Genomic DNA, 14,346 nt, shown 5'->3' on the forward strand with positions numbered 1-14,346 from the left:
TAAAATCTAAAATTTAAAATCTAAAATCCTGAAACTGAGTCCCTAAATCTACCGTCAGGATTTGAAACACAACAATTACCTCAAAAATTAAATAATTTAGTGATAAATGCCAGTTATGTAAAGATTTCCCTAGAATGTAAAGATATAAGTCACGAGCCAAAGGATGATGGTATGGAAGCGCTACGCCAGCAAGTTACAGTATTGAGTCAACAAGTCGAGGCCCTGTATAAACTCATAGAAAATCTCAATGAAAAGTTATTAGAGTCGGTCAAGGAGACGAAGTTGGCCCCGCAGCCGATCGACGATCGCCCCAGAACCGCAGCAAATGACCAAACCTCGTCAGATCAAACTTACAGCCGTCTCGACTTGTTCCTCGAACACAAGGACGTACTGTTAGATGACAGCTACTTCGACAAGAATTCTCAAAGCCTGGAAAAAGAACACAGCACAGAAATTCAAATCCAGCGCCTCACTGCTCAGCTAACAGCAGCATACAATCGAATTGCAGCCTTAGAAGAACAGTTGCTCTCCAAAAGAATATACTCGCACCACGTAGGCGGCGGGTCTAATTAGATATTGCTGCTGGCGATCGGGCATTAATTGCAGAAAAAATACAAGTAGCGTAAATTTCGGCTCGTCAACTTATAGAGTGATTGCATGGAGTTTTTTCTCTCCCGCAATTAGTATGAAAAACACTGCATCTCAGCGAAATATGGTGTAGGAAATTCTGTAAATCTGAGAGCCAAGATGCTACAGAAAATGATATAATTATTCTGCTAAAACGAAGCGGGTTGAGCGGCACAAGTAGCTTCACAGTTTGAGGGGCGCATCTGAATTTTTAATGTTTAATTCCTAAAAGTTGGATCTTTGCAGGCTGCTTCGAGCATCTCCGGCTTGGTAAAAAGTATTTTTTTTGCTTGAATGCTTGAGTGCGATCGCCCCCCGAAGCTAACCCTAAAATATACATCTTGCAAAAATTACAAATTATCTAAAATTATCTGCGTCGATTTGTGTTGCATCTGCGTTTCATCTGCGGTTTATGTATCAGATACCCCCCTGGCTTTGAGAGGATTCGTCTCATGTTTAATTTCGCATCGCGAGGCTAAAGCTTCAACAGCTTGGAGAAGTTGAGCCGGAGTCCAATTTGCACTCAGCCCGCTGGCGATCGCGCACGCTCCAGCACCCACACCCTCTTTAACATACCCGCGATCGTAAGCCTGCAGTTGCCCGTAACGAGAACCCGCAAAACTGAGCTGCGCTGCCAACAGAGGCACACCGCCGATATCCTTAGCAAGTCCTACCGTGTCCCCTGTCGGGTCTTCGACCACCCAGCGCGTAGTCCCCACCGTGACTTGTTCGGGACACCATAACAGAGCATATTCGCGGGCTAAGGCTTCAATCAAAGCGTAGACTGCCAGCATTTGTGTGCCGCCAGCCAAGAGCACCCCACAAGTCCGACTCGCGGCGATCGCCATTCCAGCCACCGCTATCTGCATCGGATCGCCCACCGCCGCTACCAAATCCAGGGGAGTGCTATTTTGTCCGCCAATTTTCCACTCAGCATTATTGAGTCCCGCTGTCACCGCAGCCAATTTTTGAGCGTGATTGCAGCGAGGGTGAGAACTGTTAACTTTGCCCGCCGCCGCAATTCCCAAACCCATTAACACCGCCAAAGCAGTAGTAGTTCCCCCAACTACGCACTCCCCTAAAATTAAATAACTGCCATTAGTTTCGGCGGCTAATTTAGCTCCCCAAATTAACCCTTGTTCCAGCAAATGTTTGACTGTTTCGAGTTCTAAAGCATTGCCCGAAATCAGACATTTTGCTGGAGTACCGCCCAAATCAATTGCAGGTACCGGAGGCGGCAGGGGTAAACCAGCATTAAATAGGTAAAGGGGAAGTTGCAAAGCTTCGACTACAGCGCGAGAGATCAGTACCGGAGAAGCACCGGCTTCTAGGGGCGGCAAAGGATATTGGGGCGAGGGTTGGGGGCCGTTATACAAAAATTCTGCATCCGCCAAACAAGTAAACTGTCGATCGCGCGGTGTTGCTCCGGCCGCCGAAATCCCCGGAATTAAGCCTGTCGCGGTGAATCCTAACACGCAGGCAAATATCGGTTGCTGTCCCCGATGGCGATCGAGCCACCGCTTCCCCTGTTCAATTTCTGTATAAATACCAATCATAAATTAGTTATTAGTTATTAGTCATTAGTCATTAGTTATTAGTTATTAGTTATTAGTTATTAGTCATTAGTCATTAGTCATTAGTCATTAGTCATTAGTCATGGGGAATTGGTAATTGCCGGAAAAACTAGAAAGAGGTAAAGCGGATAATTGTATTTTTTTCCTTCCCTCAACAGGCATCAGTTAAATCAGTTACAAAATCTTTCTTCCTTCTTCCCTCTTCCTTCTTCCCTCTTCTTTCTTCCTTCTTCCTTCTTCCCTCTTCCTTCCTATTACTCTTCATAATCAATTAAAACCTGCACCCAACGCGGCGGCCGCGGAATCGGATTTCCCAAACGATCGAGCAACAGCAAAGCTACTAAATGTACGACAAATAAATAAACAATATTGTTAACCAAAATCATCCCGGCGGCGATCGCCCCAATTGCGTCCAAACTCGGCACCATCAGCCAGCCCAGCTTCACAAACGCCCATTCCACCATCTCTGTTACCTGCACAGTGATGTAAACCCAGAGATCTTGGCCCACCAAAGCTGACAGCAGCCAAAACCGAAAAAAGAAGCCGACAGTACCAATTAGCGCGCCCACAATAATAGATAAAGACCAACTCGCTTTGCGCCTCCAAAGTCCTCCCAGCGCCACTCCCATAATTCCAAAAGGAATCACGTATAAAATGCTTCGCGTCGGGCCCATGAGTACCGAAAGCAGCAAACCCGATACCAAAGCTGACATCCAAGCGGCTCGGTTTCCCCAGCGCAGGTAAACCAAGGCGATGGGGAGCGGGAAAAAAACCCGCAGCAAAGGCCCCAGCGGAAAGTAATAATTTACCAGCCAAATCAAGCTAGCCGTACTTGCCAAAAATGCAGTTTCTACGAGCCTCAAAGGCGCTTCCCCGCCAGCGCGCGCCCCCCTATCTGGATTTGGGCGATCGCCAGCCAAATTTGAAATATCTGCAGTTTGGGGATCGTTATTTGTACTGGGTGAACTGCTCGAATTAGACGCGGCATCTGCTGACAAAAAATCACTCATCCGATTTTAGATTTTAGATTTTAGATTTTAGATTTTCAGGGACTTGGCGCTGGCTGATTCCCGGTTTTTGATTCCCGGTTTTTGATTCCCGGTTTTTGATTAGACTTGAGTTGCACAAGTCTTCGATCCAGAAACCGCAGATATCGGGCAGATGCAACACACCCTATAGCAGATAATTTCAGGGTATTTTCCGATTTTTGCAATTCAACTCTATTTGTAATTTTTGATTTTAGGAGAAACCGGGTTTAGATGCCTGCGCCAGTCTTATTTTAGATTAATTTTATCCGCCCAACTTTGGGGCAGTATCATTTTTCGGGTTGAGCGTCCTGAATTACAAAAACCGAACAAGATGCGTGGTGAACCACATAATTGCTGACACTGCCGAGGAAAGCTTCTGTGAAGCCCGTCCGGCCGCGCCTCCCCACTACTATTAAATCTGCGCCCCAATTTTCGGCAGCTTCACAGACAGAATGCCCTGCATCTCCATCCATTTTGCAGTCAAATTCTACTTGCAATCCTTGTTGAGTGGCAGCGTCGCAGTAATTTTTTAGCAAACCCGAAGTCTTTTCGATCTCTCTTTCCTGCCGCAAACGTTGAGCTTGATAAGCTCGATCCATTAACTCGACATTCATGCCCAAATCTACTGGAATTGGTACTGCCACCTCGCCCAGTGTGTTGACAGTAACGCAGTGAAATAGCATCATCTGAGCTCGATCGCCCACAGCTAATTCTAGAGCTTGACTGAAGACGCGCTGGCCCAGTTCAGAATCATCAACGGCGGCGAAAATTTTCTTAAAACTCACAGCTTTACCTCCAGCGGGAAATCATCAATATCAGTTAATTAACAGAGAGTGCTTTTTAATTAGATTCTCATTAGCAGTCTCTGATACTTCTAGACTAACAGACGCTCCAAGGCGTGAAGGTCGGGAATGCACAAAACGTCACGTTCGCGTTGAATTGTTCCTTTTTTTTCCAGCTTGCTGAGCACTCGCGTTACTGTTTCCCGAGCCAGCCCGCTGAGGCTGCTCAATTCTCTGTGTGGCAGGTTGGGAATTTCTGTGCCTCCTGTTTCCAGGATTTTTTTGCCTTGCCCTTCTGCCAAAAATAACAGAATATCTGCTACTCGCGAGGTACTGTCCGATTCTCGCAAACGCAGGCGGCGGTTGACTTGTCGCAGGCGGCGAGCCATCAGTTGAGCTAGCCGAATGCCTGCTAGCGGTTCGGTATGAATGAGCTGCACAAAATCTTGAGCTGGCATATTCCCGATCAGTGTCGGGGCTAGGGTGATGACATCTGTCGATCGCGGTGTTTCTTCGATCGCTGCCATTTCTCCAAACAATTCTCCTTTCCCTAAAATATTCAGTGTTACTTCTTTTCCGTCTAGGTTGTAGGTACGAATTTTTACCCAACCATCCAATATAAAATACACAGATGTTCCCCAGTCATTTTCCAGCAAAATCACTTGATTTGACGGATGACTCCGGGTAACGATGTGGACAGTTGCTCTTTCAATTACAGGATCGGGTAAACCTACAAAAAAAGGAGTAGAAACAATCAATTGATTTATATTAGACTGCGGATCTCGGGTGTTAAAGCGGTCTTCCATGAGGCCATTATTTTAATTTACGCGCTAGAGCTACGCTGGGCAGTTAGAAATAGTTGGCAGCCGAGTCATTCGATGAGAAATTCAAAATTTGAGAAACAACTATCTCAAATCGGCAATTTTACCTCTCAAGTTAGGCGGTCTATCGGTCGAATATGGAAATTAATACCTTCAAGTTCTGATTGCGAGCTAGAAACTAAAGAATATACCATAATTTTTTAGATATATACCGCAAAGCAAATTTTATTAACAAAATTTAAGCAGCGTGGCAAGCTGCTTGTGCCGATCGAGTTAACGAAGACCAGCACTTGACGAAAACAAGCTTAACACTGTTGAGAGATTTGTGGTCAGCCGGCCCAGCAGTCGATCGGCACGGAGAAACACCACAAGCGGGCACACCGGGTATACAGCGACCAAATCGACCGCAACCGCTGGGAGTCTAATGATACCATTAATCTCTCTAGCCACGAATACAGATCAAAAGCTATCATCGGAGGTTGTTCCCATCAACTGTAGCCGGATAAAGCTGAATTTGGGGCACCTAAATCCTACAATTTTAGATTGAAGATTAAAGAATTGAAGCATTGGGAATGAGTTACTGGATATGAGTTTGGGTTAGGGACATACAGTTGCATTGTTTTTTTAAAACGGTAAGTAGGGCAGGCAGAATTAATTACACTTGCAAATAGCCCCAAGGCCTAACCAGCTTCAAGAGTCTTTTTGTAATTAATGGGGCGTTTACCGATCGCCAATTGTTTGAGGTTTTTTCTGTCAGAGTAAGGCCTTCTCAACCCGGTTTTTGAGACAATCGCGGCCCGCGAGCCAGAGACGGGCGATCGAGAAACCGGGTTTTTGAACTGCGACGCGGGAACTGTTCTGCTTTCGGTGAAAGAGCGAGATAGAATGGCTGGTGGGTGCGGCACGCCATAGCCGCCAGCCGGTGCCAGCCTGCATTTCATCAAGTCCAGCTATCCCTCTTCGGGGATCATCCCTGCTGTCGATCGGCAAAAACGGAAAGCAGCCACAGAATTTGAGAACATTTGCAGTTGATAGAAGCCAGCATTTGATGCGGAAGTACCAGCTAACCTATGATGGGTAATAGAAGTCATCCGAAGGCAAAAGCAAAAGGTTAATTCCAAGTTGTCATAAAATATTAGTCGATTATTTACAGGCTCTCATTGAGATTATTCTATCTATTGGCATAGCTGCCGCCTGACTTCAATCTTTTTTCAACAAAATTTCTGCCAAGCCGCATTCCCAGAGGTTCCGCCCTTGAATTCTCAGAAGTACAAAATTCAAGCACTAATTGCTGAGATTGACGAGGTACTCAGCAAGCCCGCCCCCCGCTTGCCTTGGACGGGTTCGATCGATACTGTCCACCAGCGCCAACTGTTCGAGCGAGTTCGCGCTTATCTGTTTTCCCAAGACTCAAAGCTAGCAATTCCCAACAGGCCGCCGCCCCCAAACGTCCGCCCCGTACCAGTTCCAGTTCCAAAATTGCCGATGCCGCCCGCGATTCCCTCAGCAGCAGAGCAAATTATGCTTGCCGTCACCGGAGAAATTAGCAACCTGCGTTCGAGCCTGACGGGGCCGCTGCAACAAGACATCGAAGCTCTGCGACAAGAGCAGCAAGCTCTAATTCAAGAAATCAAACAGCTAGAAGCACAACGGCAGCAGCAACAATCCCTAGCTCAGCAACAAGCTAACCAACAGCAAATCATTTCTGAATTCTTGCAGGTGCTCAGGAGCCGCTTGACAGAAACCTTGGATCGCGATTTGTCCCAAATTTTCGCTACCCTAGAAAATCAGTTTTTGCCAAGCAGTGCAGCACAATCCGAACAATCGGCTTTAAACCCACAAACTTCAGAAGAACTCCCGCTGCTGACACCGGGTCAGAGGTTGGAGCAAATGCAAAATTTCCAAGCTCGTGCCGACAGCCTGCTGATGAGGCTAGATTCGACGATGAATATGGTCTTCGACGGTTTGGAAACAAATTTGCAAAGCTATCAAGCTTCCTTGGGACAAGGACTCGAAAATATGTACGGTTTGAGCCAGCAGAGCGAGGCAATGTTCGCGGCTTTTGTTAACCACTTGGCGACACAGTTGGGACGAGAAGCGTCTTCCTACGTTCAGCAGCCGATATCCGTGGAAAACCTCGAAACGGCAGCCCCAAACGCAACAGACAGCTCTGGTGCCGCTTCGGCTATCTCAAATCGGGCGATCGAACCGGATGCGCCTGCTACCCGTGAAAATCTGAGCGGCGAACTGCCAGAACAAGACAGATTTCCCTACGCCGGTACGGAAATTTCTCAGCAATTCGGACAGTTGAGGCACGATCGCGATCGTATTGAAACTCCTCTCTCTCTCTCGGATTGGGAAGATAATTTGTTCGGTTCTGCACCAGAAGAAGAACCAGCATCTGTAACTCTGTTGTCCGGCGCTGAGTCGGAAGATATGTTAGCAGAAAATGGCGAAGATGTTGAAGATTTGTACGCAAGTTTGTTTGCGGAAAAAGAAGTCGCAGAATTAAAATTAGAACTCGAAGAGTTTACTATAGAAAATACTGAAAGTGCTGCGACCAATAAAGCGGTAATATCTCAAAACGCAGGCGAGGAAACTGCCGAAATCCTGAATGATGCGGAAGATTTGTTTGTAAATCTGATGGATGAAGGTGAATCGCTGGAAGATTATTTGGGAGAAGATTCAGACTTTGTAATCGGTGATTCGATCGAGGATCTAACTTTAGATAGTGAAGATTTATTTGAACTGCAAGTTGCAACAGTACCTCAAGTTTCAGAACCGCCAGCCAAAAGTTCGATCGCGCCGCAACTTGATTCGGACGATCGACCAAATCGAGCAACGGCTAAAAACCTAGGCGATAGTTCCGACACTGCAACATTACCACAGCCGCCGACTTTGAGCGCGACTCCTGAAACTAGCCCGAAGCAAGCCAGTGCCGCGCGCGTCCCAAGTGCTCGTGATGTTCGCACGGGCGAGTCCGACGCATCTTCGCAGCTATTAGATGATGACTACATCCAAGCTTCGCCGGATGAGGATTTGCTGCCGGTTGAAGCATTAGAAGATGACCTCGATCGAGCTCTAAATTTGGATAACAATACTCTGGAACTGTTGGAGACAGACCTCTACAATCTGGAGGGATTGGAGGGATTGGAAAATACGGCCCAAGGGCGATCGAGTTCAAGTGCGGTTAGCAGCTTTAATTTGGCGAATTCCTCCGACGACGGTGCAGAAAATCCCTTTCCCGAAACCCTAGAGGAAGAATTCGGCACGCTGGAGGATTTGTTCTCCGATGTGTTGGAACTCTCATCTGAAGATGAACCGTTTGTTTTGGAAGACGAACTTGAGGATGATTTGTTTGTTGAGGAAGATGAGTCAAAGTTGACGCTAGACGACATTTTGGCTAGTTTGACTCAAACCGATCGAGAAACTGCAGAAACTGACGAATTGCGATCGACTCCAGCAGAAAGTAAAAAAAAAACCTAATTCCCACAGAGAATAAAACAAAAGCTGTTGAGGCGAAAACCGAGCCTAGGGAAAGCGCGCAGCAGCAAGAGTCGCCAGCAGATTTGGTTCCCAGCAAGATCGCCCCTTCCTCCTCTCAATCTCCAAAACGCCGGAATTCTCGCTGGTATTTGGGCATTGATTTGGCATCGGGCGGACTGTCGGCTGCTTTGGTCGATCGCACCAGCGGCAAGTTGCACCCGATTTACTGGGAAACACCGCAGGCCCCGGAAGCCTCGGCTACCTTTCGGATTCCCTCGGTTGTGGCGGTGGAGGAAACAGTCCCAAGCAATGCAGACCCGCAGGTGGCTTGGCCAGGGGAAGAATTTTTGCTGCAAAATTTTAAATTGCCTTTAAAAGTGACCATTCCTTATCAGCGAGAAGCTGCTGGGATGTACGAACCGCTGTTGCAGTGCTATGGCGGGGCTTTGTCGGTGGCTATACCGGTGCAAGGTGTGCGGGCGCTGCTGGCTACTTTGAATCCCCGCCTGCGGGGGCAAAAAGTTGGGGGATCGGGGGAAGTTTGTAAAGCTTCGGGACTGACTGCTGAAACTCTGGATGCGGCACTCTCTGAGTTGCAGGGTGTAATTTTGGGGACTCCGGCGGGCTGGTCGGATGCTTATCGGTTTAACTTGCGGGAGGCTGTTTTGGGCGCAGGTTTGGTGGCTTCGGCTTCGCAAATTTTTGTGGTGCCAGATGCGATCGCCACTTTAATTGCTGTTGTAACTCCTGTCAAAAATTCCACAGAAGTGCAATCTTCGGCGCTCGATTCTATTAGCACCAAAGTCGCAGAAGCTGTACCGCTAACTGTGAATGATGGGGCTTTTAGCGGGGGAACTTTGATTCTGAATGCGGGGGCGACAACGGTGGAATTAGCTTTAGTTGATTTGCCGTCCAATCTTGAAAGTTTAACTCGTGCTGATTTTACTTGCCAAAGTTTTGATGTTGCTGGCGATGCTTTCGATCAGGATATTGTCTGTCAGTTGTTGGCGAAAAATGAAACTTGGGGAATGTCGGTCGATTTGCCGCGTCCGGGGCATCCCGATTTGCCTAGTCGGTATCAATTGCAGCAGCGGTTGCAAGGTTCGGCTTTTGGGCTGCAATTGTTGGCAGCGGCAAGGCATTTGAAAGTTATTTTGCAACATCAAGAAAGTTTTGTTTTGAATATTGGCCAGCAGCATTGGGATGTGAAGCGCAGAGATTTGGAAAGTCTGGTTTTAGTGCCTTTTGTGCAGCAGTTGAACCGCGAATTAAATGCTTTGCTCAGCCGCGCGGGAATGTCGCCGGCGGGGATCGATCGCGCGATTTGTACTGGAGGTATGGGCGCTTGGCCTGCGATCGCCCGTTGGTTGCGACAGAAGCTGCCCAATGCGATCGTCGTTCAAGACAGGCTAGACAGGGAATTTGAGGGCGATCGCAATATTTCTGAGTCACACAATTCGGCTGTTGATTCTGTATTGCCAAGCACAAATTATTCAGAAAAAATTGGTTTAGTTGCCTGCGGGTTGGCGAGTTTGGCTCTTTATCCTCAAATTTTGGATGTGCCGCAGCAGTACAGCGACTTTTTTCTGCTGTGGGAATTAATGCAGGTTTTGAGTGCCCAAACTCAGAGTTTTGAGGAAATTTTGCAGTTGTTGGAACGCCAAGGCGTGAATACCCGCACCTGCAGGCCTAGGATTTTGGAGATTTTGGCTGGAAAATTGCCGGCGGGACTTTTGCCGGAGGAGCAAGATTTCATGTTGCTAGCCCAGGAGTCGAGGCAAAATCCTGATTGGCAAGCAATTTTGGCTGAGCCGCTTTTCTTTGAGGATGTCTCGCGGGGTTATCGCTTGAATATCGAGCACGCTAGGCTTGTGCGCGAATATTTAGGAAAACTCGCCGGATTCAGCCAGCAAAAATTTTTAGAACCGCTCACCATTGTTTGGGATGTTGACACACCGAGCGATGGGTGAAGGGGTGAAAAGCGGGTTTTGGGCGATCGGGATTGCTCGTTACCAGGCTCTTCCTGGTAATATCAAATCCGGTAGCATCGGAATGATTCAGATATATATTCTCGGACTCTGTGTACTCTGCGTACTAATAAGGTTAAATCATTCCGATGCAAGCGGAAACGATATAACGAGAAATCGCTTAAGTGATTAAATTTTCATTCCCGGTCAAGATGCTTGCTTGCAAGTAATATTGTTTCCGGTTGCATCGGAATAATAAAATCGAGTCAACAGTCAACAGTCAACAGTCAACAGTGAATTTACTATTCCGATGAAGATAGGATTTGATATGAATCAAGAATCCTCTCCCATGAAAGACAGAGGTTTGTCAAGAGATCAATCTGATTTGCGAAACAATTTGGGTTGTCTTAAATAAACAAGCTGCGTGTTAATATACCTGCTGTTTTGGGTTGTTAGTTTGTCGTGAGCTGTGGATGAAGATCGAGCTAAAAGCTGTTTTGCTAAAAGTAAAAATGTTACAAAAAAATGTTAAATTAAGGGCAATATTTTGTAAAAATATTGCCCTTAATTTTTGTTCATCTCCCTCTCCCTTGACTGATGACTGATGACATCATTTCTGGTCGATTGACAACGATAGGCCCCATGCCCCATGACCTGTTTAGCCCATTCCCAATTCCCAATTCCCAATTCCCAATTCCCAATTCCCAATTCCCAATTCCCCATTCCCAATTCCCAATTCCCAATTCCCAATTTCCCATTCCCAATTCCCAATTCCCCATTCCCAATTCCCCATTCCCAATTCCCCATGACTTCTATGATGAATTTACCTAATTTGATTACTTTTTCCCGCTTGCTGGGAGTGCCTTTTCTACTCTACGGTTTGTACGATCCAAGCGCCCAAAGTCGCTGGATTTGCACCGCAATTTTTGTGGTAGCTGCGGCTACTGATTGGCTGGACGGCTATTTGGCTAGGAAGCTGAATCAAATTACCGATTTGGGAAAATTTCTCGATCCTTTGGTGGATAAATTGTTGGTGTTAGCGCCGCTTTTAGTGTTGATTGAGTTGGGTAAAGTGCCGGCTTGGGCAGTGTTTTTAATTTTGGGGCGAGAGTTGACAATTGCGGGGTGGCGTGTTAATAAAACTACGATTTCTGGAGCTAATATTTGGGGCAAGTTGAAGACGGTGAGTCAGATTGTGGCGATCACGCTTTTAATCGCTCCTCTATCTGAGGCGTGGAACGTTCCGGCCTTAGTTGCATTTTGGATTTCTGTAGCTTTAACTTTGATTTCTGGCGCTATTTATCTGTGGCCACAATCGGCGGTTGAGACCAAGTAAATCGGTTTTTGGTAACAGCAGATTGACGGCGATTAATCCTGGTAAAAACTTCGATCTATTTGTAGGGACACGGCGCGGTGCCGTGTCCTAATCGCCGCTTAATAATGACTGCCCGATTTCCGGTAGTGCACCGCTGTTACCCCGTCATTTTTCAGCAAATGACCGTTTTCAACCGCTGCATAAACTACCCAGTGATCGCCGCATTCCATCCGACTTATTACTTCGCATTCGAGATAAGCTAAAGCTTCAGTCAAAACCGGACAGCCGTTGCTAGCTTCCACGGTTTCGACTCCGGCAAATCTGTCTTCTCCCGGAGCAAAGTTTTTCATGAAATACTTCCGCAACTGTCGCCCTTCTGCTAAGATATTGAGCACAAATTTATCTCCGGCGTACATCAAAGCTTCGATCGATCGATCTTTAGCCACCGAAATCGTCACGCCAGGGGGATTAAACGTGGCTTGCGATACCCACGAAGCCAGCATCGCACTCGTAAGATCTCCGCGCTTCGCCGAGACTACGCACAGCGAACCTACTAATCTTCCCACTGCTTGTTCCGTGCGATCGCTCCCACCGGTCAACTGTGGTTTCGGTGCCCGCAATTTTTGCGATCGCACCAAAGCTTGAGCAAAGTCTGTTCCCGCCTCTTTGCACTCGTAAATCGTCGCCGCCGTCGGCTTAAATTTGGCTCTAATCGGCTCAAATCCAATGCGGTAGCCAGCATCTTTCAGCTTGTTTTCTACTAAGTCGATCGCCTCTCCACTCCAGCCAAAGGAACCGAAAACCCCCGCTAATTTGCTCTTAGCCGCTGTTGAGAGCACAATTCCCAAAGCAGTTTGAATTTGCGTCGGCGCGTGTCCTGCTAGCGTCGGAGTTCCGATGATAAATCCCGCGCATTTCTCGATCGCCTCTTTAATTTCTCCCGGTTCGGCAAATTCGCAGTTGATCGTTTCTACAGCAACGCCTGCTTTTGTAATGCCTTTGGCGATCGCCTGCGCCAAAGTAGCCGTATTTCCGTAAGCCGAAGCATAAAGTAGAGCAACTGTCAAGTCTTTTGAATTTTGTTGCTGGCTCCATTCCCGATACAAATTGCTCAGTTCGTGGAGGCCGTAACGGACGATTGGGCCGTGGCCGGGAGCATAAAATGCTGTTGGTAAATCGGCTAATTTATCCATTGCCGTCAGCACTTGTTTAGCCTGAGATGCGTGCAGGGAATCGTAATAATAGCGCCGATCTTCGCTGTAAACGCTCCACCCTTCATCGAATACTTGGTCGCCGCAAACGTGAGCCCCAAAAAATTTGTCTGTGAACACAATTCGAGTTTGCGGATCGTAGGTGCAAAGTTCGTCAGGCCAGCGGGGAGTCGGAGTCGCGATGAATTTTAATTTGTGACCTTTTCCTAAATCGAGAGTTTCTTCTCCCCGCACAATCATAATGTTTAATTCTTGTTCGGGAAAAGCGCCTCGCAAACCAATCGCCGCTGGATTCGTACAAACAAAAGCTAGTTGCGGAGCCAATTCTAACAAAGCTGTAATTGTGACAGCTCTGTTAGCGTTGAAATGCCCTAAAATCACATAATCTAGCTTTGTCAAGTCCACCCGTTGCTGCAAAGAATCCAGATAATTTTGGGTGAAAGATTCCCCCGGCGGGTCAAACAAAGCTGTTTTGTCGGCTTGAATGATATAGCTGTTTGCTGTCGTCCCCTTTTGCAGGGAATATTCTACTTCAAATTTTAGTCTATCCCAAGTGCGCGATCGTACTGTTACCGTATCTGCCGCAATTTGGACAAACTGCACGTCGCGCGGTTTGGCATCAGATGCGGTTCTGGAAACTAGAGCGTTAGTCATTTATTGCACCTATGAGAAACTGAACAACAGAACTTCTTTTAATTTCGTGCCAAAATTTGGTATCTACAATATCAAATTTGGCACCTTGAACCTGTAAATTGGTATCCAGATCAATTAGAAATTTCTGGGTTTTCAAATCGTCCCCAATTTGGATAAAGCTCACACCAATTTCTTCATCTTTATCTATTTTATTAGCCGCACTTACAAGAATTTCGGCGATAGCAGCGCCATTTTCTGGTTTTTCATCTAGCACTACAACAATTATTGCTCCTTGTTTACCAGCAGCCTTTGTTTTGAGCTGAAAATAATCGCTAAAAGCTGTTGTTAGAGGTTCTGCCAAATTAATTGCAGTCGGTTTTGCTGCATCCGGTTCCGTATTTTGTCGCTGCAAAATTTCAGCCAACCGAGCAACATTTGAATTTTTATACTTCCACATAGGAGTAGAAGCTTCATAGACGGTAATGCCGTCGCTGTCAAATTCTTGACATTTTTTTGCCAAGTCGATCAGAGATGCCTGTGCTTCTACCCATTCCTCGTAAAAAGGATGTTGGGAGTCTCGGCTGCCATCGCTTCTGGCAATAATAATTGTGTAGTTTCTGTCTTCTAAAAGATTGGCGGGCATTAGCAATTCCCCTAGTTAAAATGGAGTCTAAATGACAACGGTTTGCCCGGTTTGCTGCTTGGGGCGCACCCAACACCGAGAACCTGGTAAGGTGCGCCACAAGCACAAAGTTGAGAGTTTTGGCTTAGCCAGTTGCGTCCTAGACTTTAATTGTAGGGTGCGTCAGTAGATAGTCGATGATGAAGTCGAATAAAACATCGGCTGACGCACCTTACTAATAAGTTTGGCCTGTGTTGACTCGGACAGTCGATCGATATAT

General features: G+C 46.8%; 13 protein-coding genes. 5 read left to right on the forward strand and 8 right to left on the reverse strand.

Features of this window, described 5'->3' with window-relative positions; genetic code table 11:
• Positions 1-99: 99 nt before the first annotated feature.
• Positions 100-573 (forward strand): hypothetical protein, encoded by a 474-nt coding sequence (locus QUA01_RS21545; protein ID WP_333092650.1) that lies wholly within the window; start codon positions 100-102, stop codon positions 571-573.
• A gap of 464 nt (positions 574-1,037) precedes the next feature.
• Here QUA01_RS21545 and cobT read toward each other — a convergent pair whose 3' ends face one another.
• The 4 genes from cobT to QUA01_RS21565 all read right to left on the reverse strand — a co-directional run bounded on the left by cobT (position 1,038) and on the right by QUA01_RS21565 (position 4,817).
• A complete protein-coding gene (cobT, locus tag QUA01_RS21550) occupies positions 1,038-2,183 on the reverse strand; it encodes a nicotinate mononucleotide-dependent phosphoribosyltransferase CobT (protein ID WP_333092649.1) in 1,146 nt (381 codons plus the stop codon).
• Between the two features lie 272 nt (positions 2,184-2,455).
• The gene (locus tag QUA01_RS21555) at positions 2,456-3,211 is read right to left on the reverse strand and encodes a DUF2232 domain-containing protein (RefSeq protein ID WP_333092648.1); all 756 of its coding nucleotides are present in this window, start codon (positions 3,209-3,211) and stop codon (positions 2,456-2,458) included.
• Positions 3,212-3,516: 305 nt separating this feature from the next.
• Entirely contained in the window at positions 3,517-4,014 is a 498-nt protein-coding gene (locus QUA01_RS21560; protein ID WP_333092647.1) for a universal stress protein, read from the reverse strand.
• Positions 4,015-4,103: 89 nt separating this feature from the next.
• The gene (locus QUA01_RS21565) at positions 4,104-4,817 is read right to left on the reverse strand and encodes a Crp/Fnr family transcriptional regulator (RefSeq protein ID WP_194011402.1); all 714 of its coding nucleotides are present in this window, start codon (positions 4,815-4,817) and stop codon (positions 4,104-4,106) included.
• A gap of 305 nt (positions 4,818-5,122) precedes the next feature.
• Here QUA01_RS21565 and QUA01_RS21570 point away from each other — a divergent pair, with 305 nt between their 5' ends.
• Positions 5,123-5,257, forward strand: coding sequence for a hypothetical protein (locus tag QUA01_RS21570; RefSeq protein WP_255515824.1), 135 nt, complete (start codon positions 5,123-5,125; stop codon positions 5,255-5,257).
• A gap of 255 nt (positions 5,258-5,512) precedes the next feature.
• Here the strand turns inward: QUA01_RS21570 and QUA01_RS21575 are convergent, their stop codons facing one another.
• Positions 5,513-5,773: a hypothetical protein gene (locus QUA01_RS21575; protein WP_333092646.1), complete on the reverse strand. Its 261-nt coding sequence runs from the start codon at positions 5,771-5,773 to the stop codon at positions 5,513-5,515.
• A gap of 313 nt (positions 5,774-6,086) precedes the next feature.
• On the opposite strand from QUA01_RS21575, the gene QUA01_RS21580 reads away from it, so the two are divergent.
• On the forward strand, positions 6,087-8,318 hold the full coding sequence (locus tag QUA01_RS21580) for a hypothetical protein (protein WP_333092645.1): 2,232 nt from the start codon (positions 6,087-6,089) through the stop codon (positions 8,316-8,318).
• 83 nt (positions 8,319-8,401) lie between these two features.
• On the forward strand, positions 8,402-10,288 hold the full coding sequence (locus tag QUA01_RS21585) for a hypothetical protein (RefSeq protein WP_333092644.1): 1,887 nt from the start codon (positions 8,402-8,404) through the stop codon (positions 10,286-10,288).
• Positions 10,289-10,943: 655 nt separating this feature from the next.
• On the opposite strand, the gene QUA01_RS21590 is transcribed toward QUA01_RS21585, so the two are convergent.
• A complete protein-coding gene (locus tag QUA01_RS21590; RefSeq protein WP_333092643.1) occupies positions 10,944-11,078 on the reverse strand; it encodes a hypothetical protein in 135 nt (44 codons plus the stop codon).
• A gap of 24 nt (positions 11,079-11,102) precedes the next feature.
• On the opposite strand from QUA01_RS21590, the gene pgsA reads away from it, so the two are divergent.
• The gene (pgsA, locus tag QUA01_RS21595; RefSeq protein WP_333092665.1) at positions 11,103-11,621 is read left to right on the forward strand and encodes a CDP-diacylglycerol--glycerol-3-phosphate 3-phosphatidyltransferase; all 519 of its coding nucleotides are present in this window, start codon (positions 11,103-11,105) and stop codon (positions 11,619-11,621) included.
• 98 nt (positions 11,622-11,719) lie between these two features.
• On the opposite strand, the gene QUA01_RS21600 is transcribed toward pgsA, so the two are convergent.
• Positions 11,720-13,465, reverse strand: a complete 1,746-nt coding sequence (locus tag QUA01_RS21600) for a diflavin flavoprotein (protein WP_333092642.1) — start codon at positions 13,463-13,465, stop codon at positions 11,720-11,722.
• Positions 13,458-14,087: a hypothetical protein gene (locus QUA01_RS21605; RefSeq protein ID WP_333092641.1), complete on the reverse strand. Its 630-nt coding sequence runs from the start codon at positions 14,085-14,087 to the stop codon at positions 13,458-13,460. Before QUA01_RS21605 ends, QUA01_RS21600 begins: the two co-directional genes overlap by 8 nt.
• Positions 14,088-14,346: the final 259 nt, after the last annotated feature.

Source organism: Microcoleus sp. S36a_B3, assembly GCF_036700745.1.
Taxonomy (GTDB): Bacteria; Cyanobacteriota; Cyanobacteriia; order Cyanobacteriales; family Microcoleaceae; genus Microcoleus.